Annotated in this window: 10 protein-coding genes; 7 read left to right on the forward strand and 3 right to left on the reverse strand. The window is 60.6% G+C overall.

Annotated features, from left to right (window positions below):
* Position 1: 1 nt before the first annotated feature.
* Positions 2-472 carry a TIGR02281 family clan AA aspartic protease gene (locus ACB028_RS13365; RefSeq protein ID WP_371144481.1) on the reverse strand — a complete coding sequence of 157 codons (471 nt, stop codon included), beginning with the start codon at positions 470-472 and terminating at the stop codon, positions 2-4.
* Between the two features lie 23 nt (positions 473-495).
* Here ACB028_RS13365 and ampD point away from each other — a divergent pair, with 23 nt between their 5' ends.
* The 5 genes from ampD to lpdA all read left to right on the forward strand — a co-directional run bounded on the left by ampD (position 496) and on the right by lpdA (position 8,458).
* The gene (gene ampD, locus ACB028_RS13370) at positions 496-1,077 is read left to right on the forward strand and encodes a 1,6-anhydro-N-acetylmuramyl-L-alanine amidase AmpD (protein WP_371144482.1); all 582 of its coding nucleotides are present in this window, start codon (positions 496-498) and stop codon (positions 1,075-1,077) included.
* 266 nt (positions 1,078-1,343) lie between these two features.
* The gene (gene pdhR / locus ACB028_RS13375; protein WP_026456603.1) at positions 1,344-2,108 is read left to right on the forward strand and encodes a pyruvate dehydrogenase complex transcriptional repressor PdhR; all 765 of its coding nucleotides are present in this window, start codon (positions 1,344-1,346) and stop codon (positions 2,106-2,108) included.
* Positions 2,109-2,192: 84 nt separating this feature from the next.
* Positions 2,193-4,853 carry a pyruvate dehydrogenase (acetyl-transferring), homodimeric type gene (gene aceE, locus ACB028_RS13380; protein ID WP_342013429.1) on the forward strand — a complete coding sequence of 887 codons (2,661 nt, stop codon included), beginning with the start codon at positions 2,193-2,195 and terminating at the stop codon, positions 4,851-4,853.
* Positions 4,854-4,969: 116 nt separating this feature from the next.
* Positions 4,970-6,868, forward strand: a complete 1,899-nt coding sequence (gene aceF / locus ACB028_RS13385) for a pyruvate dehydrogenase complex dihydrolipoyllysine-residue acetyltransferase (protein WP_371144483.1) — start codon at positions 4,970-4,972, stop codon at positions 6,866-6,868.
* A gap of 162 nt (positions 6,869-7,030) precedes the next feature.
* Positions 7,031-8,458, forward strand: a complete 1,428-nt coding sequence (lpdA, locus tag ACB028_RS13390; protein WP_042025101.1) for a dihydrolipoyl dehydrogenase — start codon at positions 7,031-7,033, stop codon at positions 8,456-8,458.
* Between the two features lie 128 nt (positions 8,459-8,586).
* Here the strand turns inward: lpdA and ACB028_RS13395 are convergent, their stop codons facing one another.
* Both ACB028_RS13395 and ACB028_RS13400 read right to left on the reverse strand, forming a co-directional pair.
* A complete protein-coding gene (locus ACB028_RS13395; protein WP_026456693.1) occupies positions 8,587-8,769 on the reverse strand; it encodes a hypothetical protein in 183 nt (60 codons plus the stop codon).
* Positions 8,770-8,903: 134 nt separating this feature from the next.
* Positions 8,904-10,814, reverse strand: coding sequence for a methyl-accepting chemotaxis protein (locus ACB028_RS13400; RefSeq protein WP_371144484.1), 1,911 nt, complete (start codon positions 10,812-10,814; stop codon positions 8,904-8,906).
* 248 nt (positions 10,815-11,062) lie between these two features.
* On the opposite strand from ACB028_RS13400, the gene ACB028_RS13405 reads away from it, so the two are divergent.
* Positions 11,063-13,318 carry a patatin-like phospholipase family protein gene (locus ACB028_RS13405; protein ID WP_371144518.1) on the forward strand — a complete coding sequence of 752 codons (2,256 nt, stop codon included), beginning with the start codon at positions 11,063-11,065 and terminating at the stop codon, positions 13,316-13,318.
* A 230-nt stretch (positions 13,319-13,548) separates the two neighbouring features.
* Positions 13,549-16,146, forward strand: coding sequence for a bifunctional aconitate hydratase 2/2-methylisocitrate dehydratase (gene acnB, locus ACB028_RS13410; protein ID WP_371144485.1), 2,598 nt, complete (start codon positions 13,549-13,551; stop codon positions 16,144-16,146).
* Positions 16,147-16,321 lie beyond the last annotated feature (175 nt).

The following is a 16,321-nucleotide window of genomic DNA, read 5'->3' on the forward strand; positions in this document are numbered from 1 at the left end:
CTTATTCCTGCAAGGGTCTGAGCAGCACCTGCCGCTCCTTTTGAACCAGCTCCAGCCGACCGAGAGCATTCATGCCTACCAGCACCTCGTCTCCCTCTGCCGCCGGATTGATGAAGATGGCCAGATCGTACAAGGTCAAAGGGCCCATCGCCAGCGTTTCGATGGTGCCGTTGCCGACCCGGATCATCCCGGCAGCCGTATTTACCAGGCTGCTGCCATGGGCGGGCAGCCCCAGCCGTTTGGCGACCGGCAGCGGCACGGTTATGCGGGTGGCGCCGGTGTCGAGCAGCAGTTGCACCGGCTGACCGTTGATGGCACCCTCCAGACGATAGTGGCCGCTCTGGTCGGCCCTTAGCAGCAGTTCGCCGCTGGCGGTGACGCTTGGCTGGGAGCGGGAGTGGAAGTAGAGGGTCAGCAGACCCATCAGAGAGAGCCAGGCCAGTAACCAGAACCAGCGCGCCGTTTGCTGCATACCTCATCCATATCGAGCCAAAGATGACCCAGCCTAACACACATTTTTCCATCGATGCCGCCGGCTGGTGCCGGGAGGCACGCCGGGTTCCGTCCCCCCATCACAACGAGCGCCCCGTACAGGATGATATCTCCCTGCTGGTGGTGCACGGCATCAGCCTGCCCCCCGGCGAGTTTGGCGGCCCCTTTATCGACGATCTCTTTATGGGCAGGCTGGATCCCGGGGCGCATCCCTATTTTGCCGACATCCATCAGCTGCGGGTCTCGGCCCACTGCCTGATCCGCCGCGATGGCGAACTGGTGCAGTATGTACCGTTTGGCGCCCGCGCCTGGCATGCGGGAGTATCCAGCTGGCAGGGGAGGGAGGCGTGCAACGACTTCTCCATCGGTATCGAACTGGAAGGGACGGATGATATTCCCTACACGGAGGCGCAATATGCTGTGCTGAGTGGGCTCGCTCGGGCCATCTGTGACCATTATCCGGCCATCACTCTGGAAAAAATTGTGGGTCATTGCGATATCGCACCGGGGCGCAAGACGGATCCGGGGGACAGCTTCCAATGGCAGGATTTTCGCCAGAAACTCAACGTTTCCTGTAAAAATTAAAATTCACTTTGCCTTTTTAAATCAATGGCTTGCCAATGTGGCAGGCCATTTTTATTGCTGGTTATTCAAATGTTATTTGTGAGCTATCTCAAGAATATTGGTAAGACCATTTTCTATGAGCTAAATCATGTTTGCGCCAATTTACCCCTTAAGTGGTGCCTTTCATTCTTGATTCAGATCATCTTTTGGGTGGACTTTTCAATGCCCCTCTGCTAATTTTCGCCCCATCCATAAAATTGGTAATACCAATTTAACAAAGTAGCCTCATGCCCTATCGCAAGATCACGCAACCCAAGTTAGCTGACGCCATCGTCGCCGAACTGGAACAGATGATTCTGGAAGGCAGCCTGCAGCCGGGACAGAAACTGCCTCCCGAGCGCGAGCTGGCCATCCAGTTTCAGGTTTCGCGCCCCTCCCTGCGCGAAGCCATCCAGCGGCTGGAGGCGCGCGGGTTGCTCTATCGCCGTCAGGGCGGTGGCACTTATGTGCAGAATGCCCTGAGCAAGGGGATCGCCGATCCCCTGTTCGAGCTGCTCAGCACCCACCCCGAGGCCCGCTACGATTTGCTGGAGTTCCGTCATGCGCTGGAAGGCATCTGTGCCTACTACGCCGCATTGCGGGGCACAGAGTCAGATTTCGAGCGGATCCGCAAAGTGCAGATCTCCATCGAGGAGGCTGGGCAGCTGGGGTCGCTGGTGGCGGAATCCGCTGCCGTGACCCAGTTTTATCTGGCGGTGGCCGAGGCCTCCCACAACGTGGTGCTGCTGCACCTGTTGCGGGCCATGAGCCCCATGCTGGAGCAGAACATTCTGCAAAATAACGAGATTTTGAATCGCCGCCCGGGAGTGGTAGCCAAGATCCGTCGCCATCGTGCGAGTCTGATCGAGGCTATTCTTTCGGGGGCTCCGGAGCGGGCCAGAGCTGCTTGTCATGAGCACCTGGCCTTTATCGAGGACACCTTGTTGGATATGCAGAGGGAAGACAGCCGGATCCAGCGATCCATGCGTCGGATCCGTCAGCAGGAAAACTAATCCCACAAGGCTTTCTTTTATTGTCGAATGCTTGCGCCCTTCGCCGTGCAATGCCGTGCAATCACAACAAAATAGGAACCAGCCATGTCTGATATCCTGAAGAACGATGTGGACCCGATAGAAACGCTGGAGTGGCTTGCCTCTCTGGAATCCCTGCTGCGTGAAGAGGGTCCCCAACGCGCTCAGTTCATCCTTGAACAGTTGGCCGAGAAAGCCCGCGCAAGCGGTGTGGACGTGGCTGCCAAGGCAAACCGCGATTACATCAACACCATTCCGTCCAGCGAAGAGCCTGACTACCCGGGCGACCTGGAGATGGAGCGCCGCATTCGCGCCATCATCCGCTGGAACGCCATGATGATCGTGCTGCGCGCCTCCAAGAAAGACCTGGACCTGGGTGGTCACATGTCTTCCTTCGCTTCCTCTGCAACCATCTACGAAGTCTGCTTCAACCACTTCTTCCGTGCCCGCAACGAGAAGGATGGTGGCGACCTGGTTTACTTCCAGGGTCACATCTCCCCGGGCATCTACGCCCGTGCGTTCGCTGAAGGTCGTCTGACCGAAGAGCAGCTGGACAACTTCCGTCAGGAAGTGGATGGCAAGGGTATCCCCTCCTACCCGCACCCGAAACTGATGCCGGACTTCTGGCAGTTCCCGACCGTCTCCATGGGTCTGGGCCCCATCGCCGCCATCTATCAGGCCCGCTTCCTGAAGTACCTGACTGACCGTGGCATCAAGGATTGCTCCGAGCAGACCGTTTACGCCTTCCTGGGTGACGGCGAGATGGACGAGCCGGAAGCCAAGGGCGCCCTGACCGTTGCCGTGCGTGAAAAGCTCGACAACCTGGTGTTCGTGGTCAACTGCAACCTGCAGCGTCTGGATGGCCCGGTTGTCGGCAACGGCAAGGTCATCAACGAGCTGGAAGGCCTGTTCGCCGGCGCCGGCTGGGACGTCACCAAGGTTATCTGGGGTCGCAAGTGGGATGAGCTGCTGAAGAAAGACACTTCCGGCAAGCTGATCCAGTTGATGAACGAGACAGTGGACGGTGACTACCAGACCATGAAGTCCCGCGACGGCGCCTACGTTCGCGAGCACTTCTTCAACCGTTATCCGGAAACTGCCGCCCTGGTCAAAGACATGACCGACGAGGAGATCTTCGCCCTGAACCGCGGTGGTCACGATCCTCGCAAACTGTTTGCCGCTTTCTCCAAAGCCGCAGCAACCAAGGGCAAGCCGACCGTTATCCTGGCCAAGACCATCAAGGGCTATGGCATGGGCGAAGCGGCCGAAGGCAAGAACATCGCTCACCAGGTCAAGAAGATGGAGCTGGACTCCGTGCGTCACCTGCGTGATCGCTTCAGCCTGCCGGTATCCGACGAGCAGCTGGCCGACCTGCCGTACCTGAAGATCGAAGAAGGTACCGAAGAGCACAAGTACCTGCACGCCCGCCGTGCCGCACTGAAGGGCTATGTACCGACCCGTCTGCGCGAGAGCACCACCAAGCTGGAAATCCCGGCACTGGATGCTTTCGGCCCGCTGCTGGGCGAACAGGCGCGCGAAATCTCCACCACCATGGCGTTCGTGCGTTCCCTGAACGTGATGCTGAAAGACAAGTCCATCGGCAAGCGCATCGTCCCGATCCTGGCTGACGAAGCCCGTACCTTCGGTATGGAAGGTCTGTTCCGCCAGATCGGTATCTACAGCCCGCACGGTCAGCAGTACACCCCGCAAGACCGTGACATCGTCTCCTACTACAAGGAAGACAAGCAGGGTCAGGTTCTGCAAGACGGTATCAACGAGCTGGGCGCCATGTCCTCCTGGCTGGCTGCTGCGACCTCTTACAGCACCAACGACTGCCCGATGATCCCGTTCTACATCTACTACTCCATGTTCGGCTTCCAGCGGATCGGCGACATGGCGTGGGCAGCCGGTGACCAGCAAGCCCGTGGCTTCTTGCTGGGTGCGACCTCCGGTCGTACTACCCTGAACGGCGAAGGTCTGCAGCACGAAGATGGTCACAGCCACATCCTGGCCAACACCATCCCGAACTGCGTCTCCTACGACCCGTCCTACGCCTATGAAGTAGCGGTGATCGTACAGGACGGCCTGCGTCGCATGTACGGTGAGAACCCGGAGAACGTGTTCTACTACATCACCACCCTGAACGAGAACTACGCCATGCCGGCCATGCCGGAAGGCGCCGAGGAAGGCATCCGCAAGGGTATCTACAAGCTGGAATCCGTGGCCGGCGACAAGGCCAAGGTTCAGCTGCTGGGCTGTGGCTCCATCCTGGGTCACGTGCGCAAGGCCGCCCAGATCCTGGCTACCGAATACGGTGTCGGCTCCGACGTGTTCAGCGTCACCTCCTTCAACGAGCTGGCTCGTGACGGTCAGGACGCGGATCGCTGGAACATGCTGCACCCGACCAGCGAAGCCCGCGTACCGTACATTGCTCAGGTGCTGGGCACCGAGGCCACCATCGCCGCGACCGACTACATGAAGTCCTTCGCCGATCAGGTCCGTGCCTTCGTTCCGACCGAGAACTACCGTGTGCTGGGTACCGACGGTTACGGCCGTTCCGACAGCCGTGCCAACCTGCGTCGTCACTTTGAAGTGAACGAGTTCTACGTGGTGGTTGCTGCCCTGACCGAGCTGGCCCAGCGCGGCGAGATCGACAAGCAGGTTGTGGCCGAGGCCATCACCAAGTACGGCATCGACGCCGACAAGGTGAACCCGCTGTACGCGTAAGAGGATCAAGTGCCGTGCCGGGACAAGCTGTCCGGCACGGTCTTGCAAAGGTTAACGCGAGATGCGCGTGAGGCTGCCAGCCAGCAACGCGGATGCACGCAAGAGGATAAAGCACAATGTCCAAACAGATTATGGTGCCGGATATCGGCGCCGATGAGGTTGAAGTTACCGAGATCATGGTAGCCGTGGGTGACAAGGTCGAGCTCGACCAGTCCATCATCGCGGTAGAAGGCGACAAAGCCTCCATGGAAGTCCCGGCTCCGGCCGCCGGCATCGTTAAAGAGATCTTGATCAAGGTGGGCGACAAGGTCGCCACCGGTTCCCAGATCATGATCTTCGAAGCCGAAGGCGCTGCCGCCGCACCTGCAGAAGTTGCTGCACCGGTTGCTGCTGCCCCTGCTGCCCCTGCTGCCGCTCCGGCCGCTGCCGCCCGTCAGGACGTGCACGTACCGGATATCGGTGGTGACGAAGTCGAAGTCACCGAGATCATGGTTGCCGTGGGCGACATGGTCGAGGCCGACCAGTCCATCATCGCCGTGGAAGGTGACAAGGCCTCCATGGAAGTGCCGGCACCGTTCGCTGGCCGCGTGGTCGAGATCAAGGTTGCCGCCGGCGCCAAGGTTTCCACCGGTTCCCTGGTGATGGTATTCGAAGTGGCTGGCGCCGCGCCGGTTGCTGCCGCTGCACCGGCTCAGGCTGCCGCCCCCGTGGCTGCTGCCCCTGCTGTTGCCGCCGCCAAGGATGTCAACGTACCGGACATCGGCGGTGACGAAGTGGAAGTCACCGAGATCATGGTGGCAGTGGGTGACAAGGTCGAAGCCGACCAGTCCCTGATCGCCGTGGAAGGTGACAAGGCCTCCATGGAAGTGCCGGCTCCGTTCGCCGGTGTGGTCAAGGAGATCAAGGTGAAGGCGGGTGACAAGGTCTCCACCGGTTCCCTGATCATGGTGTTCGAAGTGGCTGGCGCCGCTCCGGCTGCCGTGGCTGCTCCGGCCCCTGCCGCAGCCCCGGCTCCGGTCGCTGCTGCTCCGGTTGCTGCCCCTGCGCCGGTCGCCCAAGCTGCTGCCTCTGACTTCGTCGCCAACGATGCCTACGTCCACGCCTCTCCGGCGGTGCGCCGTCTGGCTCGCGAGTTCGGCGTCAACCTGGCCAAGGTGAAGGCCTCCGGTCGCAAGGGCCGCATCGTCAAAGAAGACGTGCAGGCTTATGTGAAGGATGCGGTCAAGCGCGCCGAGTCCGCACCGGCTGCAGGTCAAGGCTCTGGCAACGGCATGAGCGTACTGCCGTGGCCGAAGGTCGACTTCAGCAAGTTCGGTGACGTGGAAGAGGTCGAACTGACCCGCATCCAGAAGATCTCCGGTCCGAACCTGCACCGCAACTGGGCCATGATCCCTCATGTCACTCAGTTCGACGAAGCCGATACCACCGAGCTGGAAGCGTTCCGCAAAGAGCAGAACGTGCTGGCCGAGAAGCAGAAGCTGGACGTGAAGATCACCCCGCTGGTGTTCATCCTGAAAGCCGCCGCCAAGGCCCTGGAAGCCCATCCGCGCTTCTGCAGCTCCCTGTCCGAAGACGGCAGCAAGCTGATCATGAAGAAGTACATCCACATCGGTGTGGCGGTGGATACCCCCAACGGTCTGGTTGTGCCGGTTGTGCGCGACGTCAACAAGAAGGGCATCATCGAGCTGTCCCGCGATCTGGCCGAGATCTCCAAGAAGGCTCGTGCCGGCAAGCTGACCGCGTCCGACATGCAGGGCGGCTGCTTCACCATCTCCAGCCTGGGTGGCATCGGTGGTACCAGCTTTACCCCGATTGTCAACGCGCCGGAAGTGGCCATCCTGGGCGTCTCCAAGTCCGAGATGAAGCCGAAGTGGAACGGCAAAGAGTTCGTGCCGCGTCTGATGCTGCCGCTGGCTCTGAGCTACGACCACCGCGTTATCGATGGTGCCGATGGAGCCCGCTTCATCACCACCATGAATGGCGTACTGTCCGACATTCGTCGACTGGTCCTGTAAGTGAGAGGGCGGGCCCAGAGCCTGCCCTTTTTACTTCTCATTTCGTTAACAGGATTGTAAACTTGCCCCGTTTTTTTCACGGCTGCAGCCGCCTTGTTTTGCAACAAAAAGAAGGTTTAAGACTGCGCTGTCCGGGGATATAAGAACGACAAAGAGGTCATGATGAGTAAAGAAATCAAAACCCAGGTCGTAGTACTGGGTGCTGGCCCTGCCGGTTATTCCGCTGCTTTCCGCGCCGCCGATCTGGGCCTGGATACCATTATCGTTGAGCGTTACTCCACCCTGGGTGGCGTCTGCCTGAACGTGGGTTGCATTCCCTCCAAGGCCCTGCTGCACGTCGCCAAAGTCATTGAAGAAGCCAAGGCGCTGGCCGAGCACGGCATCGTCTTCGGTGCCCCGCAGACCGACATCGACAAGGTGCGTCTGTGGAAAGAGAAGGTCATCACCCAGCTGACCGGCGGTCTGGCCGGTATGGCCAAGATGCGTAAGGTTCAGGTTGTGAATGGCTTCGGCAAGTTCACCGGTCCGAACACGCTGGAAGTGGAAGGCGCTGATGGCAAGACCACCATCACCTTCGACAACGCCATCATCGCGGCCGGTTCCCGTCCGGTGAAACTGCCGTTCATCCCCCATGACGATCCCCGCGTATGGGACTCTACCGACGCGCTGGAGCTGAAAACCGTTCCCGGCAAACTGCTGGTCATCGGTGGCGGTATCATCGGTCTGGAGATGGGTACCGTGTACTCCTCCCTGGGCTCCGAGATCGACGTGGTGGAATTTGCCGATCAGCTGGTACCGGCTGCCGACAAAGACATCGTCAAGATCTACACCAAGCGCGTTGCCAAGAAGTTCAACATCATGCTGGAGACCAAGGTCACCGCAGTTGAAGCCCGTGAAGATGGCCTGTACGTCTCCTACGAAGGCAAGCACGCCCCGGCCGAGCCGGTTCGCTACGACAACGTGCTGGTTGCCGTAGGTCGCGTGCCGAATGGCAAGATGCTGGACGCCGAGAAGGCGGGCGTTGCCGTCAACGAGCGCGGTTTCATTGAGGTGGACAAGCAGCTGCGTACCAACGTGGCGCACATCCACGCCATCGGTGACATCGTCGGTCAGCCCATGCTGGCTCACAAGGGTGTTCACGAAGGTCACGTGGCTGCCGAAGTCATCGCCGGCAAGAAGCACTACTTCGACCCGAAAGTGATCCCGTCCATCGCCTACACCGAGCCGGAGATGGCCTGGGTTGGTCTGACCGAGAAGGAAGCCAAGCAACAGGGTCTGAACTTCGAAGTTGCCACCTTCCCGTGGGCAGCTTCCGGTCGCGCCATCGCCTCCGATTGCTCAGACGGCATGACCAAGTTGATCTTCGACAAGGAGAGCGGCCGCGTCATCGGTGGTGCCATCGTGGGTACCAACGGTGGTGAACTGCTGGGTGAAATCGGTCTGGCCATCGAAATGGGTGCCGACGCCGAAGATATCGCCCTGACCATCCACGCTCACCCGACTCTGCACGAGTCCGTGGGTCTGGCTGCCGAAGTGTTCGAAGGCTCCATCACTGACCTGCCGAACGCCAAGGCCAAGAAGAAAAAGTAATTTTCTTCAATTGGTTGCACAAGAAAGCCGCTCAATCGAGCGGCTTTTTTTGTTGCTGCACTTTTTATTGATGCCTGTTGCTGCACTTCCCGTTGCAGCTCATGTGGCCTGGTCGGGAGTCACTGCCTTTAGCAGCGTCCCTTCTTCGCCTGGCCCGGCGGGCAGAAGGTGCCGTAGCCGTCCCTGCTACCATCACTGATGCGGATGCGGGCGTCATCGACGCTCACATCTGCACTGTGTACCCGTACCGGTCCACTGCTGCAGGCACTGAGCAGTCCCCCCAGCAACATCACGACAACCAGCTTGCTCATACTGCCTCCTGTTTTTCCCTGATTATGAGGCATTTCCGGCCTTTGGAGCAGAGAGGGCGAGGGGGCTGCGTCATGGTATGGCGCGACCATGAAAAAGGGCGCCAGGGTGCCCCCGAATAATCCTGCAATGCTCATCACAGGCGGAAGCTGCCGACCAGTTTGTCGAGCTGGCCGGAGAGCTGCTGCAGGCTGCGACTCGATTCGGTCAGCTGATGAGCGATGTCGGCGGTCTCCATGGTGAGCTGGTTGATGTCCTCCACGTTGCGGTTGATCTCGCCCACCACGCTGGACTGCTCCTCGGTGGCGGTGGCCACCTGGATGTTCATGTCGCTGATCTGGGTGATGTGGGCGGTGATCTGGCCGAGCGCCCCGTTGGCCTCATCTGCCTGGTTCACCACTTCCAGACTCTGGTTGCGGCCCCGGGCCATGGCGCTGACCGCACGGGCACTCTGCTCCTGCAGCCGGTTGATCATCTCCTGGATCTCCGCGGTGGAGGCGGCGGATCGGCTGGCGAGGTTGCGCACCTCGTCGGCTACCACGGCGAAGCCGCGGCCCTGTTCCCCGGCCCGGGCCGCCTCGATGGCGGCGTTGAGAGCCAGCAGGTTGGTCTGCTCCGAGATGCTGCGGATGGTGTCGAGGATGCTGCCGATGGAATCGGTCTGGCTGGCCAGGGATTCAATGACGCCAGCCACCTGCTCGATCTCGCCGGAGAGATCGACGATGCCGTGGCGGGCCTGGGCGACTACCTGGGCCCCCGCATCCGCCTGATCGTTGGCCTGTTTCGCCACGTCTGCCGCCAGCGACGCATTGCCGGCGATCTCGCTCACCGTTGCCCCCATCTCGTGGATGGCGGTGGCCACCTGCACGGTGCGGTCGCGCTGGGCGGTGCAGTTGTGCTGGGTCAGTTGCGCCTTGCCGGCCACCTCGTTGGCAGTAGCGGCCAGTTGGCGGGAGTTGTCGGCCACCTGCTCGATGGAGGCGTGGATCTTGGCCACGAAGTTGTTGAAACCGCTGGCCACCTGGGCCAGCTCGTCACGCCCTTCCACCTTGAGGCGGCGGGTCAGATCGCCATCGCCGCTGCCAAGCTCCTTGAACAACCCGGCCAGGTCATTGAGCGGGCGGCTCACCGAGCCCGCCAGCAGCATGCCCATGGCGCCCATGGCCAGCGCGATGACGAGAGAGATCATCAGGATCTCGTTGCGGGTCTGGGCCAGCCCGGCATAGATCTCGGCCTGGGGCACCTGGGTGACCAGATACCAGTCCAGCATGGGGATATAGCTGCTGGCCAGCACCATGGGTTGGCCGTCCACCTCGGCGTTGATGACGGCGAAGGGACGCTTGGCGAGCAGGCTGGCACTGTCACCGCTGACCAGCGCGCCCAGGGTATCACGATCGATATGACTGGCGTTGGGGTGCAGCTTCACCTTGCCGCTGCCATCGACCATGAAGACGATGCCGCTTTGCTCAAGCCGGAAGCTGGAGACCATGGCGACCATGGCATCAAGGGATTTGGCAAATCCGGCCAGGCCGCGGCCATCGAGTTGCTGGAAGTTGACGAACAGCTTCATCTCGCCGTTGCTTTCGCGAAAGATGCTGAGAGTCATCTCCTTCTGGCTCTTGGTGTAGTCGTAGAACCAGGCATCCTGGCTTGGCGTCAGGTTGCGCAGGAAGCCGTCCTGGTTGTAGTAGGCCGCGCTCTGGCGATCGGCGAAGGAGGCGGTCACCAGACCATACTGGCTGGCCACGTCCTTGAGCTGGTTGATCAGGATGGGTTCCTGCTCTTTGGGCATCCCCCTGTCCACCCAGTCGAGGATGAAGCGATCGGTGGCCAGCTGCCGTGCCGCCTGGGCGATCCCCTTGAGATCCTGTTCGATCTCCTTGCTGATCCGCTGGGTCAGGTTGGGTAGCTCCTGCTCGAACATCCGCTTCTCGATCAGCTGCTGGGCCGAGCGCTGGCTGAAGTAACCCACCAGCAGGCAGGAGAGCACGACGGCCAGAGTGATGGTGGCCAGGATTTTCTGTTTGAGTGTCAGGCTTGCAAGCATAAGAGTGACTCGGGTGGAGGAACACGGGATGAGTTGATATTAGCGGCCAGGGGGCCATGCCCTTGAGTCAAGGGACACCTTTATTCGCAGATTACGTTTGCGCTCACAGGAGGCGAATCCCGTATGGCACCAAGGATGCGTACTGGTGACCACCTGACACGCGGATGCAGTTTGCGATCATCGGAGCGGCCCTTATAGTAGGGGCCAATCCTGGTGAGTAATCCCCCCTGAATGATATGGAAAATATGATGCGCTGCTTCCGTGCGGGATGGACCCGTTTGTTTCTGCTTCTCCTGGCTCTCTGCCCCCTGCTGGTGCAGGCAAGCGAAGGGAGCCGCCCCAAGGTCGCTCTGGTACTGAGTGGGGGCGGGGCCAAGGGCTCGGCCCATATCGGTATCCTCAAGGTGCTGGAGGAGAAGCGGATCCCGGTCGACATCATAGTGGGTACCAGCATGGGCTCCTATGTGGCGGGGATGTATGCCATGGGGCTCAGCGCCGAGGAGGTGGAGCGCACCACCCTCGCCATCGACTGGAACAAAGGCTATCAGGACAAGGTCGGCCGCAACGAGCTCTCCCTGCGCAAGAAGCAGCAGAGCGAGCAGTACCAGCTGCGCACCGATATCGGGGTCAACGGCGATACCACCCAGCTGCCGGACGGTTTCTTCCAGGGGCAGTCCATGGCCAGCCTGCTGCGCCACGCCACCTCCAACCTGCCGGTGCAGAAGAGCTTCGACGATCTGCCCATCCCTTATCGCGCCATGGCGACCGACATGGAGACGGTGACCCCCTTCGTGCTGGATCATGGCAGCCTTGCCAAGGCGATGCAGGCCTCCATGTCCATTCCCGGCGCGCTCAAGCCGGTGGAGTGGGAGGGGCATATCCTGGCGGACGGGGGAAGCGTCAACAACATGCCGGTGGATGTGGCCAAGGCGATGGGGGCCGACGTGGTGATCGCGGTGGATATCGGCGCCAAGCTGCGCACCAAGGAATCCCTCAAGTCGGGGCTCGCCATGATCGATCAGCTCACCACCTACATGACCCAGGTAGGCACAGAGAAGCAGAAGGCGTTGCTGGGGCCCGGAGACATACTGCTCGTGCCCGAGTTCGGCGACATGGGGATCGCCGATTTCAGCCGCATGCCGGAGGGGATCAAGATAGGAGAGGCGACGGCCGGCAAGGCGTCGGCGCAGCTTGAACGCCTCTCCCTGAGCAAGGCCGAGTACAACGACTACCGCAATCTCAAGCTGAGCCGGCGCGCCGAGCGCAGCGGCCAGCCCGCCTACTTCATCGACAAGGTGGAGATCCTCAACAAGTCGCGACTCTCCGACGATACGGTACGCGCCATGCTGAAGGTGCGGCCTGACAAGATCCAGACCAACGAGAGCCTGGAAGCGGGGATCCGCCGCCTCTATGCCCTGGAGTCGTTCGATCGCATCACCTACGAGGTGGAGGAGCGGGACGGGGAGAACGTGCTGGTGGTGGATGCCAGCGAGAAGAACTGGGGCCCGGGTTACCTCAACTTCCAGTTCGGCTTCACTGATGACTTTGAAAACACCTCCAACTACAACGTGGGCATGTCCTACACCCTGACCAACGTCAACGACTGGGGGGCCGAGTGGCTGACCGAGGCGTCGCTCGGCACGGCCAAGCACATCAAGACCGATTTTTATACGCCGCTGGAGCCCTCCCAGACCTTCTATGGTGAGGCCAGCCTGGCCTATGACCAGACCGACCGACGCCTGTTCAATCCGGTGCCGGACGAGATCGACCTGAACTACCTCGATACCGACTACTCCTTCTTCAGCGCGGATCTGGCCATCGGCTGGAATCGCCAACCCTGGAGCCGCCTCTCCATGGGCCTGGAGGGACAGACCGGCAAGGTGGATCTGCAAAACTTCAGGAATTACAGCGTGGATGCGACGGCTTGGGGCCCTTATGTGCGTTTCGAGCACGATAACCTCGACAGCCTCTATTTCCCCTATGAAGGGGTCAAGTGGGACATCAAGCTGGGCCACTCTCACGTCAACTTCGAGGGGCCGGAGGATCTGAATGATCGCAGCGAGGGGTGGAACTACCACCTTTCCATGATCAAACCCTGGTCCTGGGATCGCCACAGCCTCAACCTGATACTGGAAGGGGGGGGCTCCGGCAGCGAGGAGGCGGTCCCCCTGCACATCCAGGATCTGGGGGGCCTGTTCCGCCTCTCCGGTTTCCAGCGTTACCAGCTGAGCGGCCGCTACAGCCTGTTTGGCGGGCTGCGCTACATCTATCGGGTGGCCGATAACGACTTCGGCGCATTCAGGATGCCGCTCTACCTGGGGGGCTCCCTGGAGCAGGGCGGGGTCTGGAACAAGGGCAAGGACATCGGTATGGGGAGCTCCTTCACCGCGGGTTCCGTCTATGTGGGGGTGGAGAGCTTCCTCGGCCCCGTCTTCCTCGGCTATGGCATGGCGGAGGGGGGCAATGATGTCTTCTATCTGCAATTGGGCAGTACGTTCGAATAATGCGAAAATGATGCTGATTTGTTAAGTATGGTTATGGCGGATTTTTAAATTTCCAAAAAAATAGATAGCGATTAATTGGTTATGAGTTTGTGGTGAATAAGTAAACAGCGTTTGGATTTTAATTAGTCGTTAAAACTTATATAGTGGGGAGCACACCTACAGGGTGTCCCGCAAGGACGATCGCCGCGAGCGTGGGCGAACCCCAAAAAAAGACCAAAGAGGAATTAGTCGTGCTTGAAACTTACCGTAAACACGTCGCAGAACGTGCCGCCGAGGGCATAGTTGCCAAACCTCTGGATGCTGAGCAAGTCGCCGCCCTGGTCGAGTTGCTCAAGAATCCGCCCGCCGGCGAAGAAGACTTTCTGAAAGAGCTGTTGTCCTCCCGAATTCCCCCTGGCGTTGACGAAGCGGCTTACGTGAAGGCCGGTTTCCTCACCGCCGTCGCCAAGGGCGAGGCCCATTCCCCCATCCTGACTGCCGCGCAAGCCGTCGAGCTGCTCGGTACCATGCAGGGGGGTTACAACATCCAGCCGCTGATCGACCTGCTGGATGACGCGACGCTGGCCCCTCTTGCTGCCAAGGGCCTCTCCCACACCCTGCTGATGTTCGACTCCTTCCACGACGTGGAAGAGAAGGCCAAGGCGGGCAACGCCCACGCCAAGCAGGTGATGCAATCCTGGGCCGATGCCGAGTGGTTCCTCTCCCGTCCCGAGCTGGCCGGCAAGATCACCGTCACCGTCTTCAAGGTGACCGGCGAGACCAACACCGACGACCTGTCTCCGGCGCCGGACGCCTGGTCCCGTCCGGACATTCCGCTGCACGCCCTGGCCATGCTGAAAAATGCCCGTCCCGGCATCACCCCGGACAAGGATGGCGTGGTCGGCCCCGTCAAGACCATTGATGCGCTGAAAGAGAAAGGTTTCCCGCTCGCCTATGTGGGTGACGTGGTCGGTACCGGCTCTTCCCGCAAATCCGCCACCAACTCCGTGCTCTGGTTCATGGGCGACGACATTCCGTTCGTGCCGAACAAGCGTGCCGGCGGTGTTTGCCTTGGCGGCAAGATTGCTCCTATCTTCTTCAACACCATGGAAGATGCCGGCGCCCTGCCCATCGAGGTAGACGTCTCCAAACTGGAGATGGGCGAGGTGATCGACATCTACCCCTACCAGGGCAAGATCTGCAAACACGGCACCGAAGAGGTGCTGGCCCAGTTTGAACTGAAAACCGACGTGCTGATCGACGAAGTGCGCGCCGGTGGCCGTATTCCGCTGATCATCGGTCGCGGCCTGACCGACAAGGCACGCGAAGCGCTGGGTCTGCCGTTTTCCACCGTGTTCCGTCGTCCGCAGCCTGTCGCCGACACCGGCAAGGGCTTCACCCTGGCCCAGAAGATGGTAGGCAAGGCGTGCGGCGTGAAGGGCATTCGTCCGGGTACCTACTGCGAACCCAAGATGACCACGGTCGGCTCCCAGGACACCACGGGCCCGATGACCCGCGACGAGTTGAAGGATCTGGCCTGCCTCGGCTTCTCCGCCGACCTGACCATGCAGTCCTTCTGCCACACCGCGGCTTATCCCAAGCCCATCGACGTGCAGACTCACCACACCCTGCCGGACTTCATCATGAACCGCGGCGGTGTCTCTCTGCGTCCGGGTGACGGCGTCATCCACTCCTGGCTGAACCGCATGCTGCTGCCGGATACCGTGGGTACCGGTGGTGACTCCCACACCCGTTTCCCCATCGGCATCTCCTTCCCGGCGGGCTCAGGTCTGGTGGCCTTCGCCGCCGCCACCGGCGTGATGCCGCTGGACATGCCGGAATCCGTGCTGGTGCGCTTCAAGGGCGAGCTGCAGCCAGGCATCACCTTGCGTGACCTGGTCCATGCCATCCCCTACGCCGCCATCCAGAAAGGGCTGCTGACCGTCGAGAAAGCGGGCAAGAAGAACATCTTCTCCGGCCGTATCCTCGAGATCGAAGGTCTGCCGACCCTGAAGGTGGAGCAGGCGTTCGAGCTGGCCGACGCCAGCGCCGAGCGTTCCGCCGCCGGTTGCACCATCAAGCTGGATAAAGAGCCGATCATCGAGTATCTGAAGTCCAACATCGTGATGCTCAAATGGATGCTCTCCGAAGGCTACGGCGATGTACGCACCATTACCCGCCGTATCAAGGGGATGGAAGAGTGGCTGGCCAACCCGACCCTGATGGAAGCGGACAAGGACGCCGAGTACGCCGAGATCATCGAGATCGATCTGGCCACCATCAAGGAGCCCATCCTGTGTGCGCCGAACGATCCGGACGACGCCCGCCTGCTGAGCAGCGTGGCCGGCGACCAGATCGACGAGGTGTTCATCGGCTCCTGCATGACCAACATCGGCCACTTCCGCGCCGCCGGCAAACTGCTCGAGAAGTACCAGGGCGAGCTGCCGACCCGCATGTGGATCGCCCCGCCCACCAAGATGGACAAGGATCAGCTGACCGAAGAGGGCTACTACGGCATCTTCGGCCGCGTCGGTGCCCGCATCGAGATCCCGGGCTGTTCCCTCTGCATGGGCAACCAGGCGCGGGTAGCGGAAGGGGCCTCCGTGGTCTCCACCTCCACCCGCAACTTCCCGAACCGTCTGGGCAAGGGTGCCAACGTCTATCTGGCTTCTGCCGAACTGGCTGCGGTTGCCGCCATCCTCGGCAAGATCCCGACCGTGGCGGAGTACCTGCAGTATGCCAAGTCGCTGGATGCCACTGCCGCCGACACCTATCGCTACCTCAACTTCAACGAGATCGCCTCCTACACCAAGAAGGCCGATGCGGTGATCCTGCAGCAAGCGGTATAACCGCTCTTCACCGGAGTCCGTATCGGAAATAAACCATAATGCCGCGTCCCGACGCGGCATTATTCGTTTCTATGGGGGCCTCTTGCTGCGGGAGCGGCTGGTACAAGTGTGATCTGGTCACAGTTTCATCGGTTCGTTTTATAAACGCTTTGCGTTATGTTATTCGGTTATGAGC

Source organism: Aeromonas sp. S9(2024), assembly GCF_041403185.1.
Classification (GTDB): Bacteria; Pseudomonadota; Gammaproteobacteria; order Enterobacterales; family Aeromonadaceae; genus Aeromonas; species Aeromonas enteropelogenes.